At 71.5% G+C, this 22,025-nt stretch carries 18 protein-coding genes; 8 read left to right on the top strand and 10 right to left on the bottom strand.

The features are described 5' to 3' along the window. Positions 1-117 precede the first annotated feature (117 nt). The 5 genes from ACFXAZ_RS03030 to ACFXAZ_RS03010 form a co-directional block, all read right to left on the bottom strand. A complete protein-coding gene (locus tag ACFXAZ_RS03030) occupies positions 118-3,435 on the bottom strand; it encodes a S8 family serine peptidase (RefSeq protein ID WP_384584178.1) in 3,318 nt (1,105 codons plus the stop codon). A gap of 199 nt (positions 3,436-3,634) precedes the next feature. Then, positions 3,635-4,318 carry an ABC transporter ATP-binding protein gene (locus ACFXAZ_RS03025; protein ID WP_384584175.1) on the bottom strand — a complete coding sequence of 228 codons (684 nt, stop codon included), beginning with the start codon at positions 4,316-4,318 and terminating at the stop codon, positions 3,635-3,637. A 180-nt stretch (positions 4,319-4,498) separates the two neighbouring features. Continuing rightward, positions 4,499-5,983, bottom strand: coding sequence for an ABC transporter permease (locus tag ACFXAZ_RS03020; protein WP_384584172.1), 1,485 nt, complete (start codon positions 5,981-5,983; stop codon positions 4,499-4,501). A gap of 167 nt (positions 5,984-6,150) precedes the next feature. Further along, positions 6,151-7,407 carry an Ig-like domain-containing protein gene (locus ACFXAZ_RS03015; RefSeq protein ID WP_384584169.1) on the bottom strand — a complete coding sequence of 419 codons (1,257 nt, stop codon included), beginning with the start codon at positions 7,405-7,407 and terminating at the stop codon, positions 6,151-6,153. 243 nt (positions 7,408-7,650) lie between these two features. After that, entirely contained in the window at positions 7,651-8,082 is a 432-nt protein-coding gene (locus ACFXAZ_RS03010) for a hypothetical protein (protein ID WP_384584166.1), read from the bottom strand. 109 nt (positions 8,083-8,191) lie between these two features. Between ACFXAZ_RS03010 and ACFXAZ_RS03005 the strand changes: the two genes are divergently transcribed. Then, positions 8,192-8,521 carry a hypothetical protein gene (locus ACFXAZ_RS03005; protein WP_384584163.1) on the top strand — a complete coding sequence of 110 codons (330 nt, stop codon included), beginning with the start codon at positions 8,192-8,194 and terminating at the stop codon, positions 8,519-8,521. 71 nt (positions 8,522-8,592) lie between these two features. Continuing rightward, positions 8,593-9,390, top strand: coding sequence for a hypothetical protein (locus tag ACFXAZ_RS03000; protein ID WP_384584160.1), 798 nt, complete (start codon positions 8,593-8,595; stop codon positions 9,388-9,390). Between the two features lie 60 nt (positions 9,391-9,450). On the opposite strand, the gene hutH is transcribed toward ACFXAZ_RS03000, so the two are convergent. The 3 genes from hutH to ACFXAZ_RS02985 form a co-directional block, all read right to left on the bottom strand. Beyond that, positions 9,451-11,019, bottom strand: a complete 1,569-nt coding sequence (gene hutH, locus ACFXAZ_RS02995; RefSeq protein WP_384584522.1) for a histidine ammonia-lyase — start codon at positions 11,017-11,019, stop codon at positions 9,451-9,453. 88 nt (positions 11,020-11,107) lie between these two features. Then, positions 11,108-12,262 carry a diguanylate cyclase domain-containing protein gene (locus tag ACFXAZ_RS02990; RefSeq protein ID WP_384584157.1) on the bottom strand — a complete coding sequence of 385 codons (1,155 nt, stop codon included), beginning with the start codon at positions 12,260-12,262 and terminating at the stop codon, positions 11,108-11,110. Positions 12,263-12,465: 203 nt separating this feature from the next. Next, positions 12,466-13,269 (bottom strand): enoyl-CoA hydratase/isomerase family protein, encoded by an 804-nt coding sequence (locus tag ACFXAZ_RS02985; protein WP_384584154.1) that lies wholly within the window; start codon positions 13,267-13,269, stop codon positions 12,466-12,468. A gap of 216 nt (positions 13,270-13,485) precedes the next feature. On the opposite strand from ACFXAZ_RS02985, the gene ACFXAZ_RS02980 reads away from it, so the two are divergent. Further along, positions 13,486-14,163, top strand: coding sequence for a hypothetical protein (locus ACFXAZ_RS02980; RefSeq protein ID WP_384584152.1), 678 nt, complete (start codon positions 13,486-13,488; stop codon positions 14,161-14,163). A 281-nt stretch (positions 14,164-14,444) separates the two neighbouring features. On the opposite strand, the gene ACFXAZ_RS02975 is transcribed toward ACFXAZ_RS02980, so the two are convergent. Together ACFXAZ_RS02975 and ACFXAZ_RS02970 are read right to left on the bottom strand one after the other, a co-directional pair. Continuing rightward, on the bottom strand, positions 14,445-15,563 hold the full coding sequence (locus tag ACFXAZ_RS02975; protein ID WP_384584149.1) for an adenylate/guanylate cyclase domain-containing protein: 1,119 nt from the start codon (positions 15,561-15,563) through the stop codon (positions 14,445-14,447). A 278-nt stretch (positions 15,564-15,841) separates the two neighbouring features. Beyond that, the gene (locus tag ACFXAZ_RS02970; protein ID WP_384584147.1) at positions 15,842-16,705 is read right to left on the bottom strand and encodes a biotin--[acetyl-CoA-carboxylase] ligase; all 864 of its coding nucleotides are present in this window, start codon (positions 16,703-16,705) and stop codon (positions 15,842-15,844) included. A 248-nt stretch (positions 16,706-16,953) separates the two neighbouring features. Here ACFXAZ_RS02970 and ACFXAZ_RS02965 point away from each other — a divergent pair, with 248 nt between their 5' ends. The 5 genes from ACFXAZ_RS02965 (at position 16,954) to ACFXAZ_RS02945 (ending at position 21,904) form a co-directional block, all read left to right on the top strand. Continuing rightward, positions 16,954-18,546: an acyl-CoA carboxylase subunit beta gene (locus ACFXAZ_RS02965; protein WP_384584144.1), complete on the top strand. Its 1,593-nt coding sequence runs from the start codon at positions 16,954-16,956 to the stop codon at positions 18,544-18,546. Between the two features lie 18 nt (positions 18,547-18,564). Further along, complete coding sequence (locus ACFXAZ_RS02960; RefSeq protein ID WP_382680631.1) at positions 18,565-18,774, top strand: acyl-CoA carboxylase subunit epsilon; 210 nt, start codon at positions 18,565-18,567, stop codon at positions 18,772-18,774. Positions 18,775-18,973: 199 nt separating this feature from the next. Next, positions 18,974-19,102 carry a morphogenic membrane protein MmpB gene (gene mmpB, locus ACFXAZ_RS02955; protein ID WP_384584140.1) on the top strand — a complete coding sequence of 43 codons (129 nt, stop codon included), beginning with the start codon at positions 18,974-18,976 and terminating at the stop codon, positions 19,100-19,102. 38 nt (positions 19,103-19,140) lie between these two features. Beyond that, a complete protein-coding gene (locus ACFXAZ_RS02950) occupies positions 19,141-19,761 on the top strand; it encodes a Maf family protein (protein WP_384584137.1) in 621 nt (206 codons plus the stop codon). Between the two features lie 370 nt (positions 19,762-20,131). Further along, positions 20,132-21,904 (top strand): acetyl/propionyl/methylcrotonyl-CoA carboxylase subunit alpha, encoded by a 1,773-nt coding sequence (locus ACFXAZ_RS02945; protein ID WP_384584134.1) that lies wholly within the window; start codon positions 20,132-20,134, stop codon positions 21,902-21,904. The last annotated feature ends 121 nt before the right edge of the window (positions 21,905-22,025 follow it).

Raw genomic sequence — 22,025 nt, 5'->3', positions numbered from 1 at the left:
CCCGTGCGCGCCAGGGGGGGCGCGCCCCCCACCCGGGGGGCTTTCGTCCACCCCTTAAACCCCCCCCCCCCCCCGCGGCTACCCAACACCCCGGGGCCCGCGGAAGGTCGGTCGCCTCTACTTGGCGTAGTACGCGTTGTAGATGGAGATCGTCGACTTGTTGTTCTGCTTGTCGGTGATCTTGGCGTGGAAGGAGACCGCCTTGCCCTTGGCGGGGCTCTTCACGGAGACCTTGCCGTTGGCAACGGTCAGCTTCTTCCAGGTCTGCCCGTAGTCGTACGAGACGTACACCGACAGCGACTTGAGGTTGCTGCCCTTGGCGGCGCCCTCGACGGCCACCGGCACGGACAGCGTGCTGCCCGCCGTGACCTTGCTGTCGGCGCCGGTCGGCGCCTGGAAGCGGACCGTGGAGGCCGGGAGCGTGACCGCGCCCGACGTCTTCTTGGACCGGAAGGTCCAGCTGGCGTCGATCCGGGTGGACGCGGCGGCGACCTTGACGCTGCGCTTGACCGAGGTCGTCAGCCGGTACTCGGCGTCACCGGCCGGGACCTTGAAGACCTCTTCGCCCAGCAGCGGGTCGGTGTGGGAGCCGACCTTGGTGCCGTTGCGGTACAGGGTGGTGGCCGCCGAGGTCAGCTGGGAGATACCCGGGTTGCGCTTGGAGTCGGCGAACAGCGGGATCTGGCCGCCGATCTCATTGACGTCCCGGTACAGGCCGAAGCCGTTCGTCAGGGTGGGCCCGAAGACGGCCCGGTTGACGGTCTTGCTGTAGCTCTTGCCGCCCTTGAAGGCTTCCTCGCTCGCGACGCCGTAGGCCGCCTCCAGGGCCGGGAAGCCGTTCACGTCGGGGGCGCCGTACTGCTCGAAGTCGATGTCCCAGAGCACACCGCCCTGCGTGGACAGATACAGCGTGCGGCCCGCGGGCAGCTTCTGCGGGACCGAGATCGCGGAGGCGCCCAGGCCGGGCAGCCAGCCGACGGCGGTGACGGTGCCGGTCTTGCCGGTCGACGGCGCGCCCGCGCTCACCTTGACGGTGGCCAGGTCGGCGGCCTTGTAGTGCTTGGTGTAGCCGGTGGCCACCTGCTTGACGACCGAACCGGCGGTGACGGACCACTGTGTGCCGGTGCCCTTGACCCAGTGGCCGTCCCACTGCTGCGACAGCGACCCGTCGGTGATCTGCGGGCCGAGGTGCGCGGTGCGGAAGTTGGTGTACGAGTTCAGCCACCAGCCGAAGCCGTACGCGGAGTCACCGACCTGGAGCGTGTACTGCGGTGCGGCGAACTCGGACGTGGCGCCCGCGTCGGGGACGGTGATGTCGACCGGCTTGGCCTTGCGGGCGTCGACGGTGACCGTGGTGTTCTTGGTGACGCTCAGCTTGGGCTGGGCCAGCCAGTCGGCGCCCTTGCTCAGGTCCTCCGGGTCGGCGTACAGGGCGGCGTCGAGCGCGTAGGTGCCCTTGGGGACCCGGACCTTGGCGGTGCCGTCGGCGTCGTAGACCGACGTGTAGGAGCCCTTGCCGAGGCCGGTCAGGCCCAACAGGCTGGTGTTGTAGTTCTTCGTCGCCTTGCCGGCCCGGTCGAGGTGGCGGACGGTGAGGTCGTACGACTCCACCTCGCGCGTCACGGCCGCGGCCGTACGGACGCTCTGCCCGCCGCCGGTCGCGGTGACGAACGCCGAGTAGGCGCCGTCGACCGTGCCGCCGAGCCTGGTGTTGACGGTGAGGTCGACGGAGGCGGTGCCGCCCTTGGGGACGGTGACCTGGTTCGCGCCGAGGGTGAAGAACCCGGCGGGGGCCGCCTGGCCCTTGGGGTTGACGGCGGTGGCGGACAGGTTGAGCGTGACGTCCTGGCCGCCGAGGTTGCGGTAGGTGACCTGCTTGGTGACCGGGGTGTCGTCGGTGTGCGGCCACTGCTGGGTGCCGAAGCCGACCGAGACCGGGTCGGCGATCACCGTCTGCGCGATCGCCTTGTCCACCTGGATACGGCCCGAGCCCTGCTGGAAGGCCGTGTAGTTGCCGCCCTTGGTGGAGCCGGTCAGCGCGCCCTTGATCTGAGCGGACGTCCAGTCCTGGTGCTGCTGCCTGAGGATCGCGGCGGCACCGGCGACATGCGGGGTCGCCATCGACGTACCGTCGATCGTCACATAGCCGGCCGGGTTCTCGCCGACCTCCTGGGCGATGAGGCTGCCATCTGCGGACGCGGCGGTGATGGCCACGCCGGGCGCGGTGACGTCCGGCTTGATCGCCCCGTCACCGACGCGCGGGCCGGTGGAGGAGAAGTCGGCCAGCTTGTCCTGGTCGTCGACGGCGCCGACGGTGAGGGCGGCGTCCGCGCTGCCGGGCGAACCGACGCTCTGCGGGCCCTCGTTGCCCGCCGCGATGGCGAACACGATGTTCTTCTCGGCGGACAGCTTGTTGACCGCCGCCTCCAGCGGGTCGATCTCCGGGGTGTCACCGCCGCCGAGGCTGAGGTTGACGACGTCGGCGCCCTGCTCGGCCGCCCACTCCATGCCGGCCAGGATGCCCGAGTCGTCGCCGAAGCCGTTGTCGTCGAGGACCTTGCCGTTGAGGATCTGCGCGCCGGGCGCGACGCCCTTGAACTTACCGCCGGACTCGGCGCCGGTACCGGCCGCGATGGACGCGACATGCGTGCCGTGACCGTACTTGTCGGTGGCGTCGGGGGCACCGGTGAAGTTCTTCGACGCGACGACCTGGCCCTTGAGGTCCTTGTGGGTGGTGTCGACGCCGGTGTCCAGGACGGCGATCTTGACGCCGGTGCCGTCGTAGCCCTCGGTCCACGCCTTGGGGGCGCCGATCTGCGGGACGGACTTGTCGAGGGCGACCTCGCGGACGCCGTCGAGCCAGACGGTGGCGATGCCGGAGGCGGCGCTGTCGCCGTTGGTGACCGCGGCCCACAGCTCGGCGGTGTCGTCCTTCGGCGTCTGCACGGCGTCCGCGTTCAGGGACTTCAGGCTGCGGCGCAGGGTGCCCGCGTCGCGTACGTCGTCCTTGGTCGCGGCGGCGGCGCCCTGGTAGCCGACGATGACCTTCAGGCCGTTCTTCTGCGCCTTGCGGGACGCGGAGGTGTTCAGCTCGGTCACGTCGAACAGGCGCTGGTCGAGCTTGCCGGCGGCGACCAGCCGGGCCGCGTCGGCGGGTATCACGAGGGTGTGTCCGTCCGCCTGGCGGATCTGGACGGGTATGTGCTCACGGCCCTTGGCGGGTTCCAGGCCGATGACCCGGCCCTTCGCGTCCACGGTCACCCGGTCGCCGGTGATCAGCGTGATCCGCTGCTTGCCCGCGAGTGCGGATGCCGCGCCGGAGGCCCCGGCACTGTCCGCGCCCGTTTCGTTGTTCGCGGACGCCGGGCTGGTCAGGCCCGCCGCGAGAACCACGGCTGCGGCTGCGGCGACGGTCGCCGCGCCCGCACTTTTCATTTGTCTGCGCAAAACTCCCCCTGGAGCTGAGGTACCGGGTGCCCTTGGGTGTTCACCCGGCCGGGGGTGGTCTCGTACATGTGCGCGTACACCCCCCGGGTGACGCAGTATGCCGGGGGGTGATCACGTACCTCAATAGGTGCCTCTGTCACGACTTTGCTTTAAGTCGCCTGTGAAGAACCCGTGTTGCCCCTGTATGTCAGGAGCCGTTGTTCTCCCGGACGCTGATCTTGCCCTTGCGGATGGTGGCGAGCCGCGGGGCCTTACGGGCGATCGCCGAGTCGTGGGTGACCATGATGAAGGTCAGCCCATGCTCCTTCCACATGGTCTCCAGTACGTCCATGATCTCGTCGCGCATCGACTCGTCGAGGTTGCCGGTCGGTTCGTCGGCCAGCAGCACCTTGGGGTTCTTGACCAGGGCGCGGGCGATCGCGACGCGCTGCTGCTGGCCCCCGGACATCTCGCCGGGGAGATGCCCGAGCCGCTCGCCGAGCCCGACGGACTTCAGGGCCTCGGCGGCGCGTTCGGCGCGGTCCTTGGACTTGATGCCGAGCGGGACCAGCGCGGTCTCGACGTTCTCCTGGGCGCTGAGCGTCGGGATGAGGTTGAAGCTCTGGAAGACGAACCCGATGCTCTCGCTGCGGACCTTGGTCAGCCGGGCCTCGGGAAGCCGGGCGAGATCGGTCCCGTCCAGCACGATCTCCCCGGAGGTGGGCCGGTCCAGCCCCCCGAGCATCTGCAACAGGGTGGACTTGCCACCACCGGTGGGTCCCTGGATCACGAGCCGGTCCCCGTCGGCAATGGTGAGATCGATCCCGGCGAGGGCGTCCACAGACTCCTTGCCACGCTTGTAGCGCTTGGTCACTGCCCTTAGTTCGTACATGTGCGGTGGCTCCTGGGGTGGTGAGGGGGGTGGTGCGGGTGGCGGGTGGCGGGGGCCACGTGGCCGGAAGCCGGTGCCGGGTGCCCGGGTGCGGCCGGAGGCCAAGGCGCGGTCGCCCGGGCCCCGTCGAACCGGCCACCGGCCACCGGCCACCGGCCACCGGCCACCGACAGGCGTTGGCTACTCGACGCGGCGCAAGGCGTCCGCCGGGCGCAGGCGGGAGGCTCGCCAGCCGCCGAAGGCGCCCGCGATCAGGCCGCCGGCCACCGCGAGGCCCACGGCGAGGACGATGGTCGTCACGGACACCGGGGCCGTCAGGGCCACATCGAGGGTCTGGGAGGCCTGCTGACTGCCCATCATCATCCGGCCGCCACCGCCGCCGCCACCGCCCGGCCCACTGGCCGCGCCGGCGGCGGCGCTGCCCATCTCCGCCTGGAGCGTCGGGCTGATCGCGGTCACCACATAGGCGCCGGCCAGCCCGATCGCGATCCCGAGCACACCGCCGACCAGCCCGTTGACCATGGCCTCGCCGATGACCTGCCGGGTCACCCGCCCCGACTTCCAGCCCAGCGCCTTGAGGGTGCCGAACTCACGGACCCGGCGCGACACCGCGGACGAGGTCAGCAGCCCCGCCACCAGGAAGGCGGCGATCAGCACCGCGATGGACAGCCACTTGCCGACACTGGTCGCCAGGTCGGCCGCCGTGGACAGCGACCCGGACACCGTGTCCGCCAGATCCGCGGAGGTCGTCACCGTGGTGTCCGCGATGTTGTTCTGGATCTCGGACTTCACCGTGGAGATCTGCTGGGAGTCGGTCGCCTTGACATAGATCGTGGTGACCTTGTCCGCGGAGTCGCTCAGCGTCTGCGCCTGCTTCAGCGGGACATAGAGGTCGGCGGTGGAGTCCCCGCTGTCGGCGGTGGCGACGCCGACCACCTCGTACGTGACGCCCTTGATGGTGACGTCCGAGCCGACCTTGAGGTCGTTCTCCTGGGCGTACGCGGAGTCGGCGACGACCACCTTGGCGTCGGTCTCGGTGGCCTCGAAGGTACGGCCGCTGGTGATCTTCGAGGTGGTCAGCGGGCCCAGGTCGAGCCGGGCGACATCGGTGCCGTAGACGGAGTAGCTGTTGACGTCGAACTCGGCGCCGCCGCCCTGCACCCGGCCGCCGCCACCGCCCCCGCCGCCACCGCCGCCGCCGGGAGCGGCCGGCTCGGTGCCCTCCTCGACCTGGCCCTGGGTGAACTCCCCGTTGACCTTCATGACCTGAAGGCTGAGGCCGCCGACCGCGTCGGAGACCCCCTTCTGCTTGCCGACCTCGTCCACGGTCGAGCTGGCCAGGGTCTGGAAGCCCTGCACCATCACGCGGTCACTGCTCTGCTCCTCGCCGGAGCCGTCCTCCTGTGCGTCGAACTGGAAACGCTGACCACCGCCGCCACCACCACCGGCGGCGTCCTCGCTGGGCGGTTCGGCGGCCTTGGTGACCGTCATGTCGGTGCCGAGCCCGTAGAGGGATTCGAGCACCTTGTCCTGGGCCTGCCCCATGCCGGACGACACGGAGTTGACCACGATGACCAGCGCGATACCCAGCGCCAGTCCGGAGGCGACGACAAGGGCCGCCTTCCTGCGGCGGCGCAGCTCGCGCCTCAGATAGGTGAAGAACATGCGCCGAAAGGTAGGGAGGGGACGTGATGACGGAATAAGGCCGGGATAAGAGGAACATGAGAAGCCCGTACGGCGCACGCAAAGCCTGGTCGCATAGCGGCCCAAACACGTGAATGCCGCCCCCCGGTGGGGAGCGGCATTCGCAGAGGTGTCGGGCTGGTCCGGCGTCAGATGGCCGAACCCTCCTTCCACTGCGTCCAGTCCATGTTCCAGCCGTTCAGGCCGTTGTCCGGGGCGATGGTGGTGTCCCCGGTGTTCTGGACGATCACGACGTCACCGATGATCGAGTTGTCGTAGAACCAGGCGCCGGCCGTGCCCGGGTCGTCGGCGCCCTTGGTGTCCGACAGACCGACACAGCCGTGGCTGGTGTTGACGCTGCCGAAGATCGACTTGTCGCCCCAGTAGTTGCCGTGGATGAAGGTGCCGGAGGTCGACAGACGCATGGCGTGCGGGACGTCCTTGATGTCGTACTCGCCCTTGCCGTCGTCGTCGGTGAAGCCGACCGTCGCGCCGTTCATCCGGGTCTCCTTGAACTTCTCGGAGATCACCATCTGGCCTTCGTAGGTCTTGGTCTCGGGGGCGCCGGCGGAGATCGGGATGGTCTTGATCGTCTTGCCGTCCTGCGTGACCTTCATCTGCTTGGTCTGGGCGTCGACGGTGGTCACCTGGTTGCGGCCGATGGTGAAGGTCACCGTCTTCTGCTGGACGCCGTAGACCCCGGCGGCACCCTCGACACCGTCGAGCGCCAGATCCAGCGTGACGGTGGAGCCCTCCTGCCAGTACTGGTCCGGCCGGCAGTCCATGCGGTTGGCGTTGAACCAGTGGCAGACGACCTCCTGGCCGCTGCTGCTGGAGACCGTGATGCCCTGCTGGACCTCGGCCTGGTTGGTGATCGCCTTGTCGAAGTTGATCGAGACCGGCATCCCGACCCCGACCGTGGAGCCGTCCTCCGGCGTGAACGAGCCGATGAAGCTGTTGTCCGGGGAGACCGTGGTGAAGGAGGCGTTCTCATGGGCCGCGCGGCCCTCGGAGTCCGCGGCGGTGACCTGGACCTTGTAGGAGGTGGAGCGCTCCAGCTGGGCGGTGGGCGCCCAGCTCGTCTTGTCGGCGGATATCTCGCCCGCGACCGCCGTACCCTCGGTGGTCGTCATCGTCACCGTGGTGAGGGTGCCTTTGGTGACCGTGACCGCCGCGGAATTGTTGATGGAGGCGTTCGCCGAGCCGTCCTTGGGTGTGATCTTGATCTGGGCCTCGGAGGTCTTCTGTGCCGCCGCCTCGTCGACCTTGGCCTGTGAGCTGTCCCCGCCCCCCTCACTGGCGGCGGCACTGTCATCGCCGCCACCCGAACACGCAGAGAGCACCAGCACACCGCCGAGCAGAGCGGACGCGACCGTGAGGCCCCTGCGCCGCTTGCTGTTCGTCATCACACGCTTCTCCATCGTTGCCGATTCCCCAGAACCCCGAGAGTCCCCGTCAAGACCTTCCAACGCTACGACCGGTTGGTCCCGTTCCACATGCCTCTGATGTGTGGGGCACACCACGTCCGCAGGACGCGGGTGGCGCAGACCGGCCCGTGCGCTCGCTGAGACGACGAAACCCCGGGCGGTGGTTCCGCCCGGGGCCATGAATTCCGCGGGATTTCCCGCGGGGTTCGAGTGAGGTCCGCTTCAGCCGTGAGCACCCGCCCGGACCGGCGCCGCGCCGCCGCTCCCGTCCGGATGGTCACCGTCCCCGCGCTCTTCGCGGTCGTCGCCCGTCTCGTAGTCGTCCTCGCCTACCCCGTACTCGGCATCGTCCTCGTCGCCCTCCCAGTCCGGGGAGTCCGGGTCGTAGTCGATCTGCTCGCTGCTCCAGGACGCCTGGTGCAGTTCGACCCCGGGCACCTCGCCCACCAGGTCGAACGGGTCCACGAGATAGGCGAGGGCCTCGGCTGTGTCCTCGCTCACAGTGGCCTCGGCGTGCGCCCGCTCCGCCTCCGGCAGCTCCCGGTCGCCCGCGACCCGGGCCAGCGCGGCGCCGGTCACCGCGCCCGGGTCCTCGACCTCCAGCACGAGGTCCACCCGAAGCCGTACAAAACGTGATGTCTCTGGTGTGCTCATGGTCGGAGCGTAAGGCCAGGCGCTCCCGTGACTTTCCCGTGACCCGCACCTTTCACTAACATCGCCCCACACGGCCAATTCGCCAGCGCTACAAGGGGATCGATATTCCGTGTCATCCGCCCGCCGTCCGCTGCTGACCGCCACCGCCGCGGGAGCCCTGCTGGGGGCCCTGTGGTTCGTCCCCTCCGCGAACGCGACGGGCGACGATCCAGCGAGAGACCCCGCGCCCTCGGCGACCCCGACCACCCAGGCCAGGATCGCCACGATCACCTCCGACACCGCCGTCGGCACCGGCGCCGACCCGTCCGGCGGCGCCCCCGAACTGGCCAGCACCGGAAGCTTCGACAGCACGCCGTACGTCGCCGGCGGCACGCTGTGCCTGACGCTCGGCGCCGGGTTCGTCGTGTACTCGGTGCGGCGGGATCGACTGGGGTCCTGAATCGCCCAAATGGTCTGACCGTCAAACAATCGGATTTGACGGTCCCTTGACCAATTGTTCATAGTCCGCTCATGAAGAGATCATCGAGGGCGCGGCTGAGCGCCACGGCCGCCGTGGGCGCACTGTCGCTGGCCCTCCTCACAGGCTGTTCGGACGAAGGCTCCGCGGACTCCGAGGGCTCTGCGGGCTCCGCGGGATCCGGGGACCCCGGTTCCTCCGCCGCCGCCCCGGCCAAGGCGCTGAGCGCCACGGAGCTGGAGAAGCTGCTGCTCGCGGAGGGCGAGCTGAAGGGCTTCCGGGTCGATCCGGGCGACGACTCCATTCCGGACTCCAAGGCCGATGTGTCGGCCGACAAGGCCGAGTGCAACCCCCTGGTGTGGTCGACCTCGGCCCTTCCGCCCGGCGAGACGGACGCGGGCGCCAACAACCTCGTGGGCGAGGACCCCACGGGCGGCGCCTCCCCGACCGGACCGCTCACCGAAGAGGGCGTCGACATGCTCATGGAGATGGACATGACCTTCGTGGGCCTGTCCTCCTACGAGGGTGACGGCGCCGAGCAGGCCATGAAGGCCGTGAACGACGGTGTGGCGGCGTGCGCCGACGGCTTCGCCATGACCGGCGAGGGCGACACGTCGCAGATCACCGAGGTCAGCGCCTACGAGGGCACCGGCCAGGGCGACGAGTCGGCGGCGTTCACCATGAAGATCGACATGGACGGCCAGGGCACGGCCGCCTTCAACACCGAGGTCGTGCGCAAGGGCGGCACGATCGCCACGTTCTACACGATCGACTTCGGGTCGATCGGCACGGGCAAGGCCACCGACATCCCGGCCGCCCTGATCGAGGCGCAGATCGCCAAGCTGAAGTGACCGCCCAGTAACCGGATCTCGGCGAGTGGCCCTGCCCCCCACGGCAGGGCCCCGCGCCGCCTACCGGAGCGGTCCGGTGACCGTCTCCGCCGCCGCGACCAACCGCCCGTCCCGTACGAAGGCGTCGGCCGCCGCGAGGTCGGGGGCGAGGAAACGGTCCGGGCCGGGACCCTGGACCCCGGCGGCGCGTACGGCGGCGAGGACCGCCCGGGTCGCCGGAGCGGGCGTCAGGCCCGCGCGCAACTCGACGGCCCGGGTGGCGGCGTACAGCTCGACGGCGAGGACGCGGGTGAGGTTGTCGATGGCCGTGCGCAGCTTGCGGGCGGCCGACCAGCCCATGGAGACATGGTCCTCCTGCATCGCGGAGGACGGGATGGAGTCCGCCGACGCCGGTACGGCCAGCCGCTTCAGCTCGCTGACCAGCGCGGCCTGCGTGTACTGGGCGATCATCAGCCCGGAGTCCACGCCCGGGTCGTCGGCGAGGAAGGGCGGCAGCCCGTGGCTGCGGTTCTTGTCCAGCAGCCGGTCGGTGCGGCGCTCGGCGATGGAGGCGAGGTCGGCGACGGCGATGGCGAGGAAGTCGAGGACATAGCCGACCGGGGCGCCGTGGAAGTTCCCGTTGGACTCCACGCGACCTCCCCCAGTGCCGAAAGCCTGGGAGGTGCCCCCAGGCAGGACCACGGGATTGTCGACGGCGGAGGCCAGCTCGCGGTCGGCGACCAGCCGGGCGTGCGCGATCGTGTCCCGTCCGGCGCCGGCGACCTGCGGGGCGCAGCGCACCGAGTAGGCGTCCTGGACGCGGGGCGCGTCGTCCTGGTGATGCCCGGTCAGGCCCGACCCCTTCAGTACGGCCAGCATGTTGGCGGCGCTGGCGCCCTGGCCGGGGTGCGGGCGGATCGCGTGCAGCTCGGGCGCGAGCACCTTGTCGGTGCCGAGCAGCGCCTCCAGGGACAGGGCGGCGGTGATGTCGGCGCTGATGTAGAGACGGTCGAGGTCGGCGAGCGCCATCAGCAGCATGCCGAGCATGCCGTCGGTGCCGTTGAGCAGGGCCAGGCCCTCCTTCTCGCGCAGCTCGACGGGGGCGAGGGCGTGCGCGGCGAGGAGTTCGGCGGCCGGTGCCACGGTCCCGTCCGGGCCCTCGGCGTCCCCCTCCCCCATCAGGGCCAGGGCGCAGTGCGAGAGCGGGGCGAGGTCGCCGGAGCAGCCGAGCGAGCCGTACTCGTGGACGACCGGGGTGATCCCGGCGTTGAGCAGGTCGGCCATGGCCTGCGCGACCTCGGGGCGCACGCCGGTGTGTCCCGAGCAGAGGGTCTTGAGCCGCAGGAACATCAGCGCCCGTACGACGTCCCGCTCCACCCTCGGTCCCATGCCCGCGGCGTGCGAGCGGACGATGTTGCGCTGTAGCCGGGTGCGCAGGTCCTGGCCGATGTGCCGGGTGGCCAGGGCGCCGAACCCGGTGGAGACCCCGTAGACGGGATCGGGCTTGGCCGCCAGCGTGTCCACGATCTCGCGGGCCGCCCGCAGCGCGGCGACGGCCTCGTCGGAGAGCGTGATCCGGGCGCCGCCGCGCGCCACGGCGAGCACGTCGGACGCGGTCGTACCCGTCGTCCCCACCACCACAGTGTGCATATCCATATTCAGGAGCGTACGCAGTGAATTCGAAGATGTCACCAGTGGGGGCCGGGTTCACCCCTTACCGCTTTGCCGCCCTGCCGTCTCACCGCGGCGGCTCGTGCCGGCCCCGGAAGCGGCGGCGTTCGGCGGTGGGCCGTTTCGAGGGCTCGTCGGCGAGGCGTACGACGGGGTCGTCCGGGCCCGCGCGCCCCGCGACCACCGGCTTCGCCGCCCGTTCGGCCTTGGCCCGGTACTGGGCGGCGTCCGCGAGCCGGAACAGGCGCCGGGCGGAGCGGACCGGGCCGATGGCGTCCTGCGTGGAGGCGACCCCGCAGGCCACGCCCTCGCCCAGGTCCAGTTCGGCGGCCCGGCGGCACAGCTCTCCGGCGACCTTCACCACGTCGTCGGCCGGGGGGCCGACCGCCAGCAGACAGAACTCGTCCCCGCCGAGGCGCGCGACGAGGGCGCCGGGGAGCATCGCGCCGCACAGCGAGAGGACGGTGCCGAAGCGTTCCAGCAGGCGGTCGCCGACGGCGTGCCCGTGGGTGTCGTTGACGCGCTTGAGCCCGTTGAGGTCGCAGACGACGAGGCTGACGACCGCGCCGTCCCGGCGGTGCCGGTCCACGGCCTCGTCCAGCCTGCTGTCGACCAGGCGGCGGTTGGCGAGGCCGGTGAGGGCGTCGGTGAAGGCCAGCCGCCGGGCCTCCTCCAGCCGCTCGGTCTGGGCGATGCCGGCGGCCACGACGGAGGCGAGGACGGTGGCGAACTCGGCGTCCGCCCGCGCGAACACCGGGGCGCCGGTGGGGCGGGCGACGTACAGCTCGCCCCAGGCGCGGCCGTGCAGCACGACCGGCGCGACGACGCAGCAGCCCCGGCCGCGGCGCCTGAGCGCGGCGACGCGCTGATGGAGATAGCCGGGGCGGCCGGCCCAGGGGCCGTCGGCCGTCTCCACCCAGGCGTTGGGGCCGCCGCCGCCGGCCCAGCGCTCGTGCAGGAACTCGGTGATCTCCGGGAACTGGTGCACCGGGTACGCCTCGTCGTCCGGGAACTCCTCCTCGTCGACGGCGAGGTCTCCGACGTTGACCAGGACCCGGAGGCGTCCGCGCTCGCGCTCCCAGGTCGACAGGGCGGCGAAATTTCCGTCCAGCGCGTGGCACGCCCCCAGGGCGGCGGCGCGCCATGACTCCCCTGGCGTCCCCGCCGCCGCCATTCCCTGAGCCAGGGCTACGACTGCGGCCAGCCGCGTGTCCTCTGCCATTCGTCCAGGTTAGGGAGGAAAGGGGGGAATGGGGAGGTTGAGTGTGTACAGAGGGTTATGGGGCGGGGTGAGGGCGTTCCCGCCTAGCTGCGGGCAATCGTGCCGCGGGGCGGCACGGGTGGGCCGGGGGTCCCCCCTGGGGGAGGCACCCCACCAACGCGGCAAGTGTCACGCCCCCACGCCGGCCCAGACGCGTCGCACCCTCACTCCCCCGGCCACACCGGCACCCGCTTCTCCGTGAACGCCGCCACCCCCTCCGCCCGGTCCCCGGAGAACGCCACCGACCGCCAGGCCGCGTCCTCCACCTCCAGCCCCGCCCGCAGATCCAGCCCGTGCCCCACCCGCAGCGCCCGCTTCGCCGCCCGCAACCCCACGGGCGAGTTCGCGGCGATCCGGGACGCCAGCCCCAGCGCCTCCTCCCGGTCCCGCCCGTCCTCCACGAGTACGTCCACCAGCCCCAGCTCCCGAGCCGCCGCCGCCTCCACCCGCCGCCCGGTGAAGATCAGCTCGGCGGCCCGCGCCGCCCCCACCCGCCGGGGCAGCAACTGCGTCCCGCCACCCCCCGGAATCACCCCGACCGACACCTCCGGCAGCCCCACCACCGCCGTACCGTCCGCCACGATCACGTCGCACGACAGCGCCAGCTCATAGCCACCCCCGAGGGCGAACCCGTGCACCGCCGCCACCGTCGGCATCGGCAGTTCCAGCACCCCGGTGTATCCCGCGCGCGCCACCGGCCGCTGCCGCACCAGTTCGGCGTCACTGAAGGAGTTCCGTTCCTTCAGGTCCGCGCCGACACAGAACGCCCGCTCATGGGTCGAGGTCAGCACCACCACCCGTACGTCCCGGTCCGCCGCCAGCGCCGCGCACGCCCCGGTGATGGACCGGGCCATCCCGGTCGAGATGGCGTTCATGGCCTTGGGCCGGTCCAGCACCAGCTCCGCGACCCGCCCGTCCTCGTGCCGCCGTACCAGCACGAACTCCCCGAACCGCTCCTCGCCGCCCATGACACCCTCCCGGTTAACGTGGGTTAACAACAGTCACCCGATCATCGCAGCCCGGCCGCACGGACAAAAGACCCGTTCGGTTCCCGCCCGACGCTCCGGCACCCCGTTCGAGTGACATCCCGCCCAACCCCAACCCCTTCACCCACACGAGCGCATAACGTGCGCACGGCCACGGCGGACCGGGGGGTCTCGCGGCACACATCGGGGAGGGGACCCATGACCCACAGGACGACGGACGACCGCGCGCACCCGAGTGCGAACACGCGTGCGCGCGCGAGTGCCGGTTCCAGCACCAGCATCAGCACCGGCCCGCCCCGCCGCCGCCTGCCCCTGCTGGCCAGCGGACGGCATCGCAGGCCCCGCCCCCGCAAGGCCCTGCTCGCCGTCGCCGGGCTCGCTCTCGCGTTCGGCGCGCTGAGCCTCGTACCGCCCGGCACGGATTCGGTGACCGCCGGACCACGGGCGGCCCGGGCGGAGCCGGGCACCGGGCCCGAGCACCCCCCGGCCGTTGCCGACCGTTCCACGCACGCCGCCTCGACCCTCCCCGGCAGCGCCACCCCCGAGCCCGGCCGGTCGGCAACCTCCGCCATGGAGGGCCTCGCCGGCACACCACTCCCGGACGCCACCGACAGCGACGCACCCCCCGCCGACGCAGAGACCCCACCGGCAACCACCAGGGGCGCCACCGCGTCCGTCCCCCCACCGTCGCCCGGCGCGACGAAGCAGCCCCCGACGCTCCCGCGCCCTCAGCCGACGCCCCCCACCACCACCTCGCCCCCGAACCACACGACCACACCGCCACCACAGCCGTCCCCGGAACCACCCACCCAGCAGGACCCGGGACTGTGCATCCCACTCATCGGCCTCTGCCTGGGCGGAATCCTCGGCGGCTGAGGCACCCGGCCCCGACATCCCACCGGGCCGGCAACACACAGCCGACACCGCCGCGGCCAAGCCCCACGACCACCGGTCCGGCAGAACCCCGGACTCCGCATCCCGAACATCGGCCTCTGCCCAGACGGCTCAGACATCCGGCCCCTCCCCACCGGACCACCAGCACACAACCAATGCCACCGCGACCACGCCCGACGACCACCCGCCCAGAAGGCCCGGCACTGTGCATCCCGAACATCGCCCTCCGCCGGGGCGGGATCCCCGGCGGCCGAGGCACGCGGCTACGCGCGGGTGCCGTCCCGTCGGGTCAGGAGCCAGGGTTCCACGACGCCCATGCCACGGACCGGGCGCTGCCACATCGGCTGGAGGGCGAAGCGGTACATGGGGGGCTCCTCGCCCTGCTTCTCCGCCGCGACCGCCCGTTCGGCGGCCTCGGCCTCAGAGGCGGGGGCCTCGCCGGTGCGGACCAGTTCCTCGGCGAAGGCGCTGTCGACGAGGACGGCGTCACGGGGAGCTATGGAGGTCAGCCGGGAGGCGAGGTTCACGGTGGTCCCGAAGACATCGCCCATCCGGGTCGTCACCGTGCCGAAGGCGATGCCGACCCGCAGCTCGGGCATGGTGGCGTCGCCGGACATGGTCTCGATCAGGCGCAGCGCGATCTCGGCGGCCACGCCCGCGTCATCGGCCGCGTACAGCACCTCGTCGCCCAGGGTCTTGATGAGCCGGCCGCCGCGCGCGGCCACCAGGTCGGCGGCGGTGGTCTCGAACGCCTCTACGAGTTCGCCGAGTTCCTCCTCCTCCAGACGGCGGGTGAGGCGGGTGAAGCCGACCAGGTCGGCGAAGCCCACGGCGAGCCTGCGGTCGACCATCTCCTGGTCGTCCGCCGCCTGCACCACCCGGCCCGTCGCCGCGGCGAGCTGGCGCCGCCAGACGTAGACCAGGAACTCCTCCAGCTCCGGCAGCAGCAGCTCGATCAGCGGGTACGTGACCTCGGTGCGGGTCATGCCGGGCTCGGGCGGCTCGGTCAGCCCCTCCAGGAAGGAGTCGATCTGCCATTCGGCCAGCCGGGCGCTGGTCTGCCCGGTGGACCGGGCCACCTGCACCGCCATCGCCTCGCTGAGCAGGCCCGCTTCCACCAGACCGGCGAGGCGGCGCAGCGCGAGGACGTCGGCCTCGGTCAGCGCCTTGGCCTGGCCTATGTCGGCGAAGCCCATGGCCCGCCAGAACCGGGACGCCAGTTCCATGGAGACACCGGCGCTGCGGGCCGCCTGAAAGGGGGTGTAGCGCCGCTCGGCGCCCAGGATGAGCTGCTCCAGCCGGAGCGCCAGGGGGTCGTCGCCCGGGTCGGTGCCGTCGGGCGCTGGGTCACCCCTGCCGGAGCCCGTGTCGTCGACGGTCACGCCTGCTGCCCTTCCGATCTGCCGCGGTCAGGATCGACCGGCCTCAACTTTACGGTAGCTGTGGGCCAGGTCACTCCGTTGAGAGATGTGCTGGGACGTGCCGCCATGGTGCCGGTCCCGCTTTGACACCGGACGTCGGCGTCGACCTCTCTGTCCGGACCGTCGCGGAAAATGCCCGTTCATACCATCACAAGGGTCACACCACGTCGCGGCGACCACGCGCCCGGCAGCCACCACACCCGCCCCGGCCGTCACGCCTCCCGCGACCGCCGCTCCCCTCACACCGCCCGCAGATGCACGATGTCCCCCGCCCCGACCGGTTCCCGCACCCCGTCCGCCGTGGCGATCACCAGCCTGCCGTCACCGTCGATGGCGATCGCCTCGCCGGTGATCGAGCGGTCCCCGGGCAGTTCGGCCCGTACCTCGCGGCCCAGCGTGGCGCAGCCCGCCGCGTAGGTCTCCTGGAGGCCGCTGGCGAGCGGGTCGCCGTCGGCGGCGCTCCAGCGGCCGTACCAGTCCGCGAGGGCCCGCAGCACGGCCCTGAGCAGCGGGTCCCGGTCGGTGGTGACCGCCCCGGCCAGGGCCAGGGAACCGGCGGTGGGGACGGGAAGCTCGGTCTCCCGCAGGGTGACGTTGATGCCGACGCCGATGACGACGGCACTCTCCCCGGCGCGTTCCAGCAGGATGCCGCCGGCCTTGCGCTCCGCGCCGCCGACCGTGAGCAGCAGGTCGTTGGGCCACTTGAGTGCCGTGTCGACACCGGCCGTGCGGGCCAGGCCGGTCGCCACCGCGACCCCGGTCAGCAGCGGGAGCCAGCCCCAGCGGGCGACCGGGACGGCGGGCTCCAGCAGGACCGAGAAGAACAGGCCCGAGCGGGGCGGGGCGCTCCACCGCCGGTCGAGGCGGCCCCGAGCGGCGGTCTGCTCCTCGGCGACCAGGACGGTGCCGCCCCGCGCGCTGCCGCCCGCCCAGCGGGCGACCAGGTCGGAGTTGGTGGACCCGGTGCGCTGCACCACCTCCAGCTCCGACCAGAGCCCGCCCTCGCGCAGCAGGGCCCGGCGCAGGGCGGTGGCGTCGAGGGGCGGCCGGTCCAGGTCGGACCAGCGGCCGGCGGGCGGTTCGGAGGCGTCTCGGGGTGTCATATCAGCCACCCTAGGCCCGGTCCCGGGCGCGGGGACGGGGGCGCCGGGACGCGCGCCCTGCGCGGCAAGGGGAGGCACCCTCGGTGCGCGGGGGCCCACCCTCGGTGGCGAGAAGGCGCACGGCACCCGGTGTGATCCGCAAGGCACTCCGGGTGTGGGAAACGCCGCACTGCCGATCGGAAGGCCCCGCACTACTCTACGGATGAGTAACCGTCCCCCCTTTTGAGCAGGCAGGGAGCCGCATCCCGATGTCCGAGCCGGAAGAGCCGCAAGCGATCGACACGCACACCACCGCGGGGAAACTCGCGGATCTCCAGCGCCGCGTCCAGGAGGCGACGCACGCCGGTTCGGAGCGCGCGGTCGAGAAGCAGCACGCCAAGGGAAAACTGACGGCCCGTGAGCGGATCGGGCTGCTGCTGGACGAGGACTCGTTCATCGAGCTGGACGAGTTCGCCCGCCACCGTTCGACCAATTTCGGCCTGGAGAGCAACCGCCCGTACGGGGACGGTGTGGTGACCGGCTACGGCACGGTCGACGGGCGGCCGGTGGCCGTCTTCTCCCAGGACTTCACCGTCTTCGGCGGCGCCCTCGGCGAGGTCTACGGCCAGAAGATCGTCAAGGTGATGGACTTCGCGCTGAAGACCGGCTGCCCGGTCATCGGCATCAACGACTCCGGTGGCGCCCGGATCCAGGAGGGCGTGGCCTCGCTCGGCGCGTACGGCGAGATCTTCCGCCGCAACACGCACGCCTCCGGGGTGATCCCGCAGATCAGCCTGGTGGTGGGCCCGTGCGCGGGCGGTGCGGTGTACTCGCCCGCGATCACCGACTTCACCGTGATGGTCGACCAGACCTCGCACATGTTCATCACCGGCCCGGACGTCATCAAGACCGTCACCGGAGAGGACGTCGGCTTCGAGGAGCTGGGCGGCGCCCGCACCCACAACACCGCCTCCGGCGTCGCCCACCACATGGCGGGCGACGAGAAGGACGCCATCGAGTACGTCAAGCAGCTGCTGTCGTACCTGCCGTCCAACAACCTCAGCGAGCCGCCCGCGTTCCCGGAGGAGGCGGACCTCGTCCGCACCGACGAGGACCGCGAGCTGGACACGATCGTGCCGGACAGCGCGAACCAGCCGTACGACATGCACACGGTCATCGAGCATGTCCTGGACGACGCCGAGTTCTTCGAGACGCAGGCGCTGTTCGCGCCGAACATCCTCACCGGTTTCGGCCGGGTCGAGGGCCGCCCGGTGGGCATCGTCGCCAACCAGCCGATGCAGTACGCGGGCTGTCTGGACATCGCGGCGAGTGAGAAGGCGGCACGTTTCGTCCGCACCTGCGACGCCTTCAACGTACCCGTGATCACCTTCGTGGACGTGCCCGGCTTCCTGCCCGGCGTCGACCAGGAGCACGACGGCATCATCCGGCGCGGCGCCAAGCTGATCTACGCCTACGCCGAGGCGACGGTCCCGCTGATCACGGTGATCACCCGCAAGGCGTTCGGCGGCGCCTACGACGTCATGGGCTCCAAGCACCTGGGCGCGGACCTGAACCTCGCCTGGCCGACCGCCCAGATCGCCGTGATGGGCGCCCAGGGCGCGGTCAACATCCTGCACCGCCGCACGATCGCCGAGGCGGCGGACCCGGAGGGGGCCCGTGCCCGGCTGATGCGGGAGTACGAGGACGCCCTCCTCAACCCGTACATCGCGGCCGAGCGCGGCTACATCGACGCGGTCATCATGCCGTCCGACACCCGGGCCCATATCGTCCGCGGTCTGCGTCAGCTGCGCACCAAGCGGGAATCCCTGCCTCCGAAGAAGCACGGCAACATCCCCCTCTAGCCCCAGGAGCCCGCCATGATGTCGATCAAGGTCATACGGGGCAACCCCACCCCGGAGGAACTGGCCGCCGCCCTGGCGGTGGTCAGAGCGAGGGCGATAGCGGCCCAGTCCCAGCAACCCCGTCTCCCGGCCCCCCGGGACACCTGGTCCGACCCCTCCCGGGTAGCCACCCGCCAGGTCCCCCACCCGGGCCCCACCTCCTGGCCCCGCACCTACTGGCCGACCTGACCCCCACCCCTCAAGAGGCGCGAACGACATCGGGCCTGCTCTTTCGGGGGCGCGGGGAACTGTGCGAGCAACCACGACACACCCGCACCCGCCGAACCACCGCACCCCCCACCCCCTCGGGCGAGCCACACAAACAGACCCGCACCATTTGAGTACGCATACTCAGGCGCCCTGTCCCGCCCAGCCCCACGCTAGTGGCATGCTGTGGTCCGATCCCGAGAACAAGCCGCCGAAGGAACTCCGCGAAACCCAGGAGATGCTCCGGCGGCTCAGCCTTCTCATCGCCCTCGCCATGGTCCTGGCGATGATCGTGATCGGCCTCGGCTGAACGCGGAGACCCGCGGGCGGACGACGTAATCTGACCGCATGACCGACCACCCCCGCCGCCGCCTGATCCTCGCCTCCCAGTCCCCCGCCCGGCTCGGCCTGCTGCGGCAAGCCGGTTTCGCGCCGCAGGTGATCGTCAGCGGCGTCGACGAGGACGCCGTCACCGCCCCCACCCCCGCCGAACTGGCGCTCGCCCTCGCCGAGGCCAAGGCGTCCGTGGTGGCCGCCCGCCCGGACGCCAAGGGCGCGCTGGTGATCGGCTGCGACTCGGTGCTGGACCTGGACGGCGAGGCGCTCGGCAAGCCCGCCGACGCCGAGGAGGCCACCGCCCGCTGGAAGGCGATGCGCGGCCGGGCCGGCACGCTCCAGACCGGCCACTGCGTCTACGACACCGTCAGCGGCCGGTACGCCTCCGGCACCGCCTCCACGGTGGTCCGCTTCGGCGAGCCCACGGACGACGAGATCGCGGCGTACGTGGCCTCCGGCGAGCCCCTCCATGTCGCCGGGGCGTTCACGCTCGACGGCCGCTCGGCGCCCTTCATCGACGGCATCGACGGCGACCACGGCAATGTGATCGGCATCAGCCTGCCCCTGGTCCGCCGGCTGCTGGCCGAACTGGGCGTCGGGATCACGGAGCTGTGGGCACCGCCGGAGAGCTGACCGGGACACCGCCACGCCGCCCCCCGTACGTCGTACACCGCCCCCGGCGTTCGATTCGGGGGCGCGGAGACCACCTACGGGTAAACCGAGGGACAAGGCTTCTACAGAGGGCAAAGAATCATTGGGCCATTAGTAGGGATTCCACAAAGAAACCGAGTGGCCCGCAGCACGTGATGACAGAGACCTTGACCACAGAGGGGGGCTAGGGTTTTACGGAGGGTCCCTGCGTACCACGGTGCGACAAGGGCTTTCGCGGGTGGAGCGAGCCTCGTATCACGCTCCGTGTGGGCAAGCTCACCATTGGGGACGGGTCGAAGTGTCGTGTCGGCTGTCCCTAAACTCGGCTTGTTTCAAGGAGGGAGCCTCAATCGTGCGCAAGGTGCTCATCGCCAATCGTGGCGAAATCGCTGTCCGCGTGGCCCGGGCCTGCCGGGACGCAGGGATCGCGAGCGTGGCCGTCTACGCGGACCCGGACCGGGACGCGCTCCATGTCCGCGCCGCCGACGAGGCGTTCGCCCTGGGTGGTGACACCCCAGCCACCAGCTACCTCGACATCGACAAGGTCCTGGCCGCCGCCCGCGAATCCGGCGCCGACGCCATCCACCCGGGCTACGGCTTCCTGTCCGAGAACGCGGAGTTCGCCCAGGCCGTCCTCGACGCCGGTCTCACCTGGATCGGCCCGCCGCCCCAGGCCATCCGCGACCTCGGTGACAAGGTCGCCGCCCGGCATATCGCCCAGCGGGCCGGGGCGCCCCTGGTCGCCGGCACACCGGACCCGGTGAGCGGCGCGGACGAGGTCGTCGCGTTCGCCCGGGAGCACGGCCTGCCCATCGCCATCAAGGCCGCCTTCGGCGGCGGCGGACGCGGCCTCAAGGTCGCCCGCACCCTCGAAGAGGTCCCCGAGCTGTACGACTCGGCCGTCCGCGAGGCCGTCGCCGCCTTCGGGCGCGGTGAGTGCTTCGTCGAGCGCTACCTGGACAAGCCCCGGCACGTCGAGACCCAGTGCCTGGCCGACACCCACGGCAATGTCGTGGTGGTCTCCACCCGTGACTGCTCCCTCCAGCGCCGTCATCAGAAGCTGGTCGAGGAAGCCCCGGCGCCGTTCCTGTCCGACGCCCAGGTCGCCGAGCTGTACGCGGCGTCCAAGGCGATCCTGAAGGAGGCCGGTTACGTCGGCGCGGGCACCGTCGAGTTCCTCGTCGGCACCGACGGCACCATCTCCTTCCTGGAGGTCAACACCCGCCTCCAGGTCGAGCACCCGGTGACCGAGGAGGTCGCCGGGATCGACCTGGTCCGGGAGATGTTCCGGATCGCCGACGGCGAGGCCCTCGGCTACGACGACCCGGCGCTGCGCGGCCATTCCTTCGAGTTCCGCATCAACGGCGAGGACCCCGGCCGCGGCTTCCTGCCCGCACCGGGCACGGTCACCCGCTTCGACGCCCCCACCGGCCCCGGCGTCCGCCTGGACGCGGGCGTGGAGTCCGGCAGCGTCATCGGCCCCGCCTGGGACTCCCTGCTCGCCAAGCTGGTCGTCACCGGCGCCACCCGCGCCCAGGCGCTCCAGCGGGCCGCCCGCGCGCTCGCCGAGTTCCAGGTCGAGGGCATGGCCACGGCGATCCCCTTCCACCGCGCGGTCGTCACCGATCCCGCCTTCGCCCCCGAGCTGACCGGCTCCGAGGAGCCCTTCACGGTCCACACCCGCTGGATCGAGACCGAGTTCGTCAACGAGATCAAGCCGTTCAGCGCCCCCGCGGACGTGGAGGGCGACGAGGACACCGGCCGCGAGACCGTGGTCGTGGAGGTCGGCGGCAAGCGCCTGGAGGTGTCCCTCCCGGCGTCCCTGGGCATGTCCCTGGCCCGTACGGGACTGGCGGCCGGGGCCAAGCCGAAGCGGCGGGCGGCCCGTAAGTCCGGGCCCGTCGCCTCCGGCGACACCCTCGCCTCCCCGATGCAGGGCACCATCGTGAAGGTGGCCGTCGAGGAGGGCCAGGAAGTCAAGGAGGGCGACCTCGTGGTCGTCCTCGAAGCGATGAAGATGGAACAGCCCCTCAACGCCCACCGGTCGGGCACCATCAAGGGCCTGTCCGCCGAGGTCGGCGCCTCTCTCACCTCCGGCGCCACCATCTGCGAGATCAAGGACTGACGCCGGGAGTCATCCGGTGAGTGTGCGCGGAGGGGGCCGCCCCGTGGGCCCCCCCCACAACGTCGCCCCCCGGCCGCGAACCGGGCCCCCACCCGCCCCCCCGGCTCTTACCCCACCACCC

The sequence above is a fragment of the Streptomyces sp. NPDC059477 genome (assembly GCF_042749375.1).
Taxonomy (GTDB): domain Bacteria; phylum Actinomycetota; class Actinomycetes; order Streptomycetales; family Streptomycetaceae; genus Streptomyces.
The sequence above is the reverse complement of the archived record's forward strand: the minus strand, read 5'-3'. Positions and strand labels throughout refer to the sequence as shown.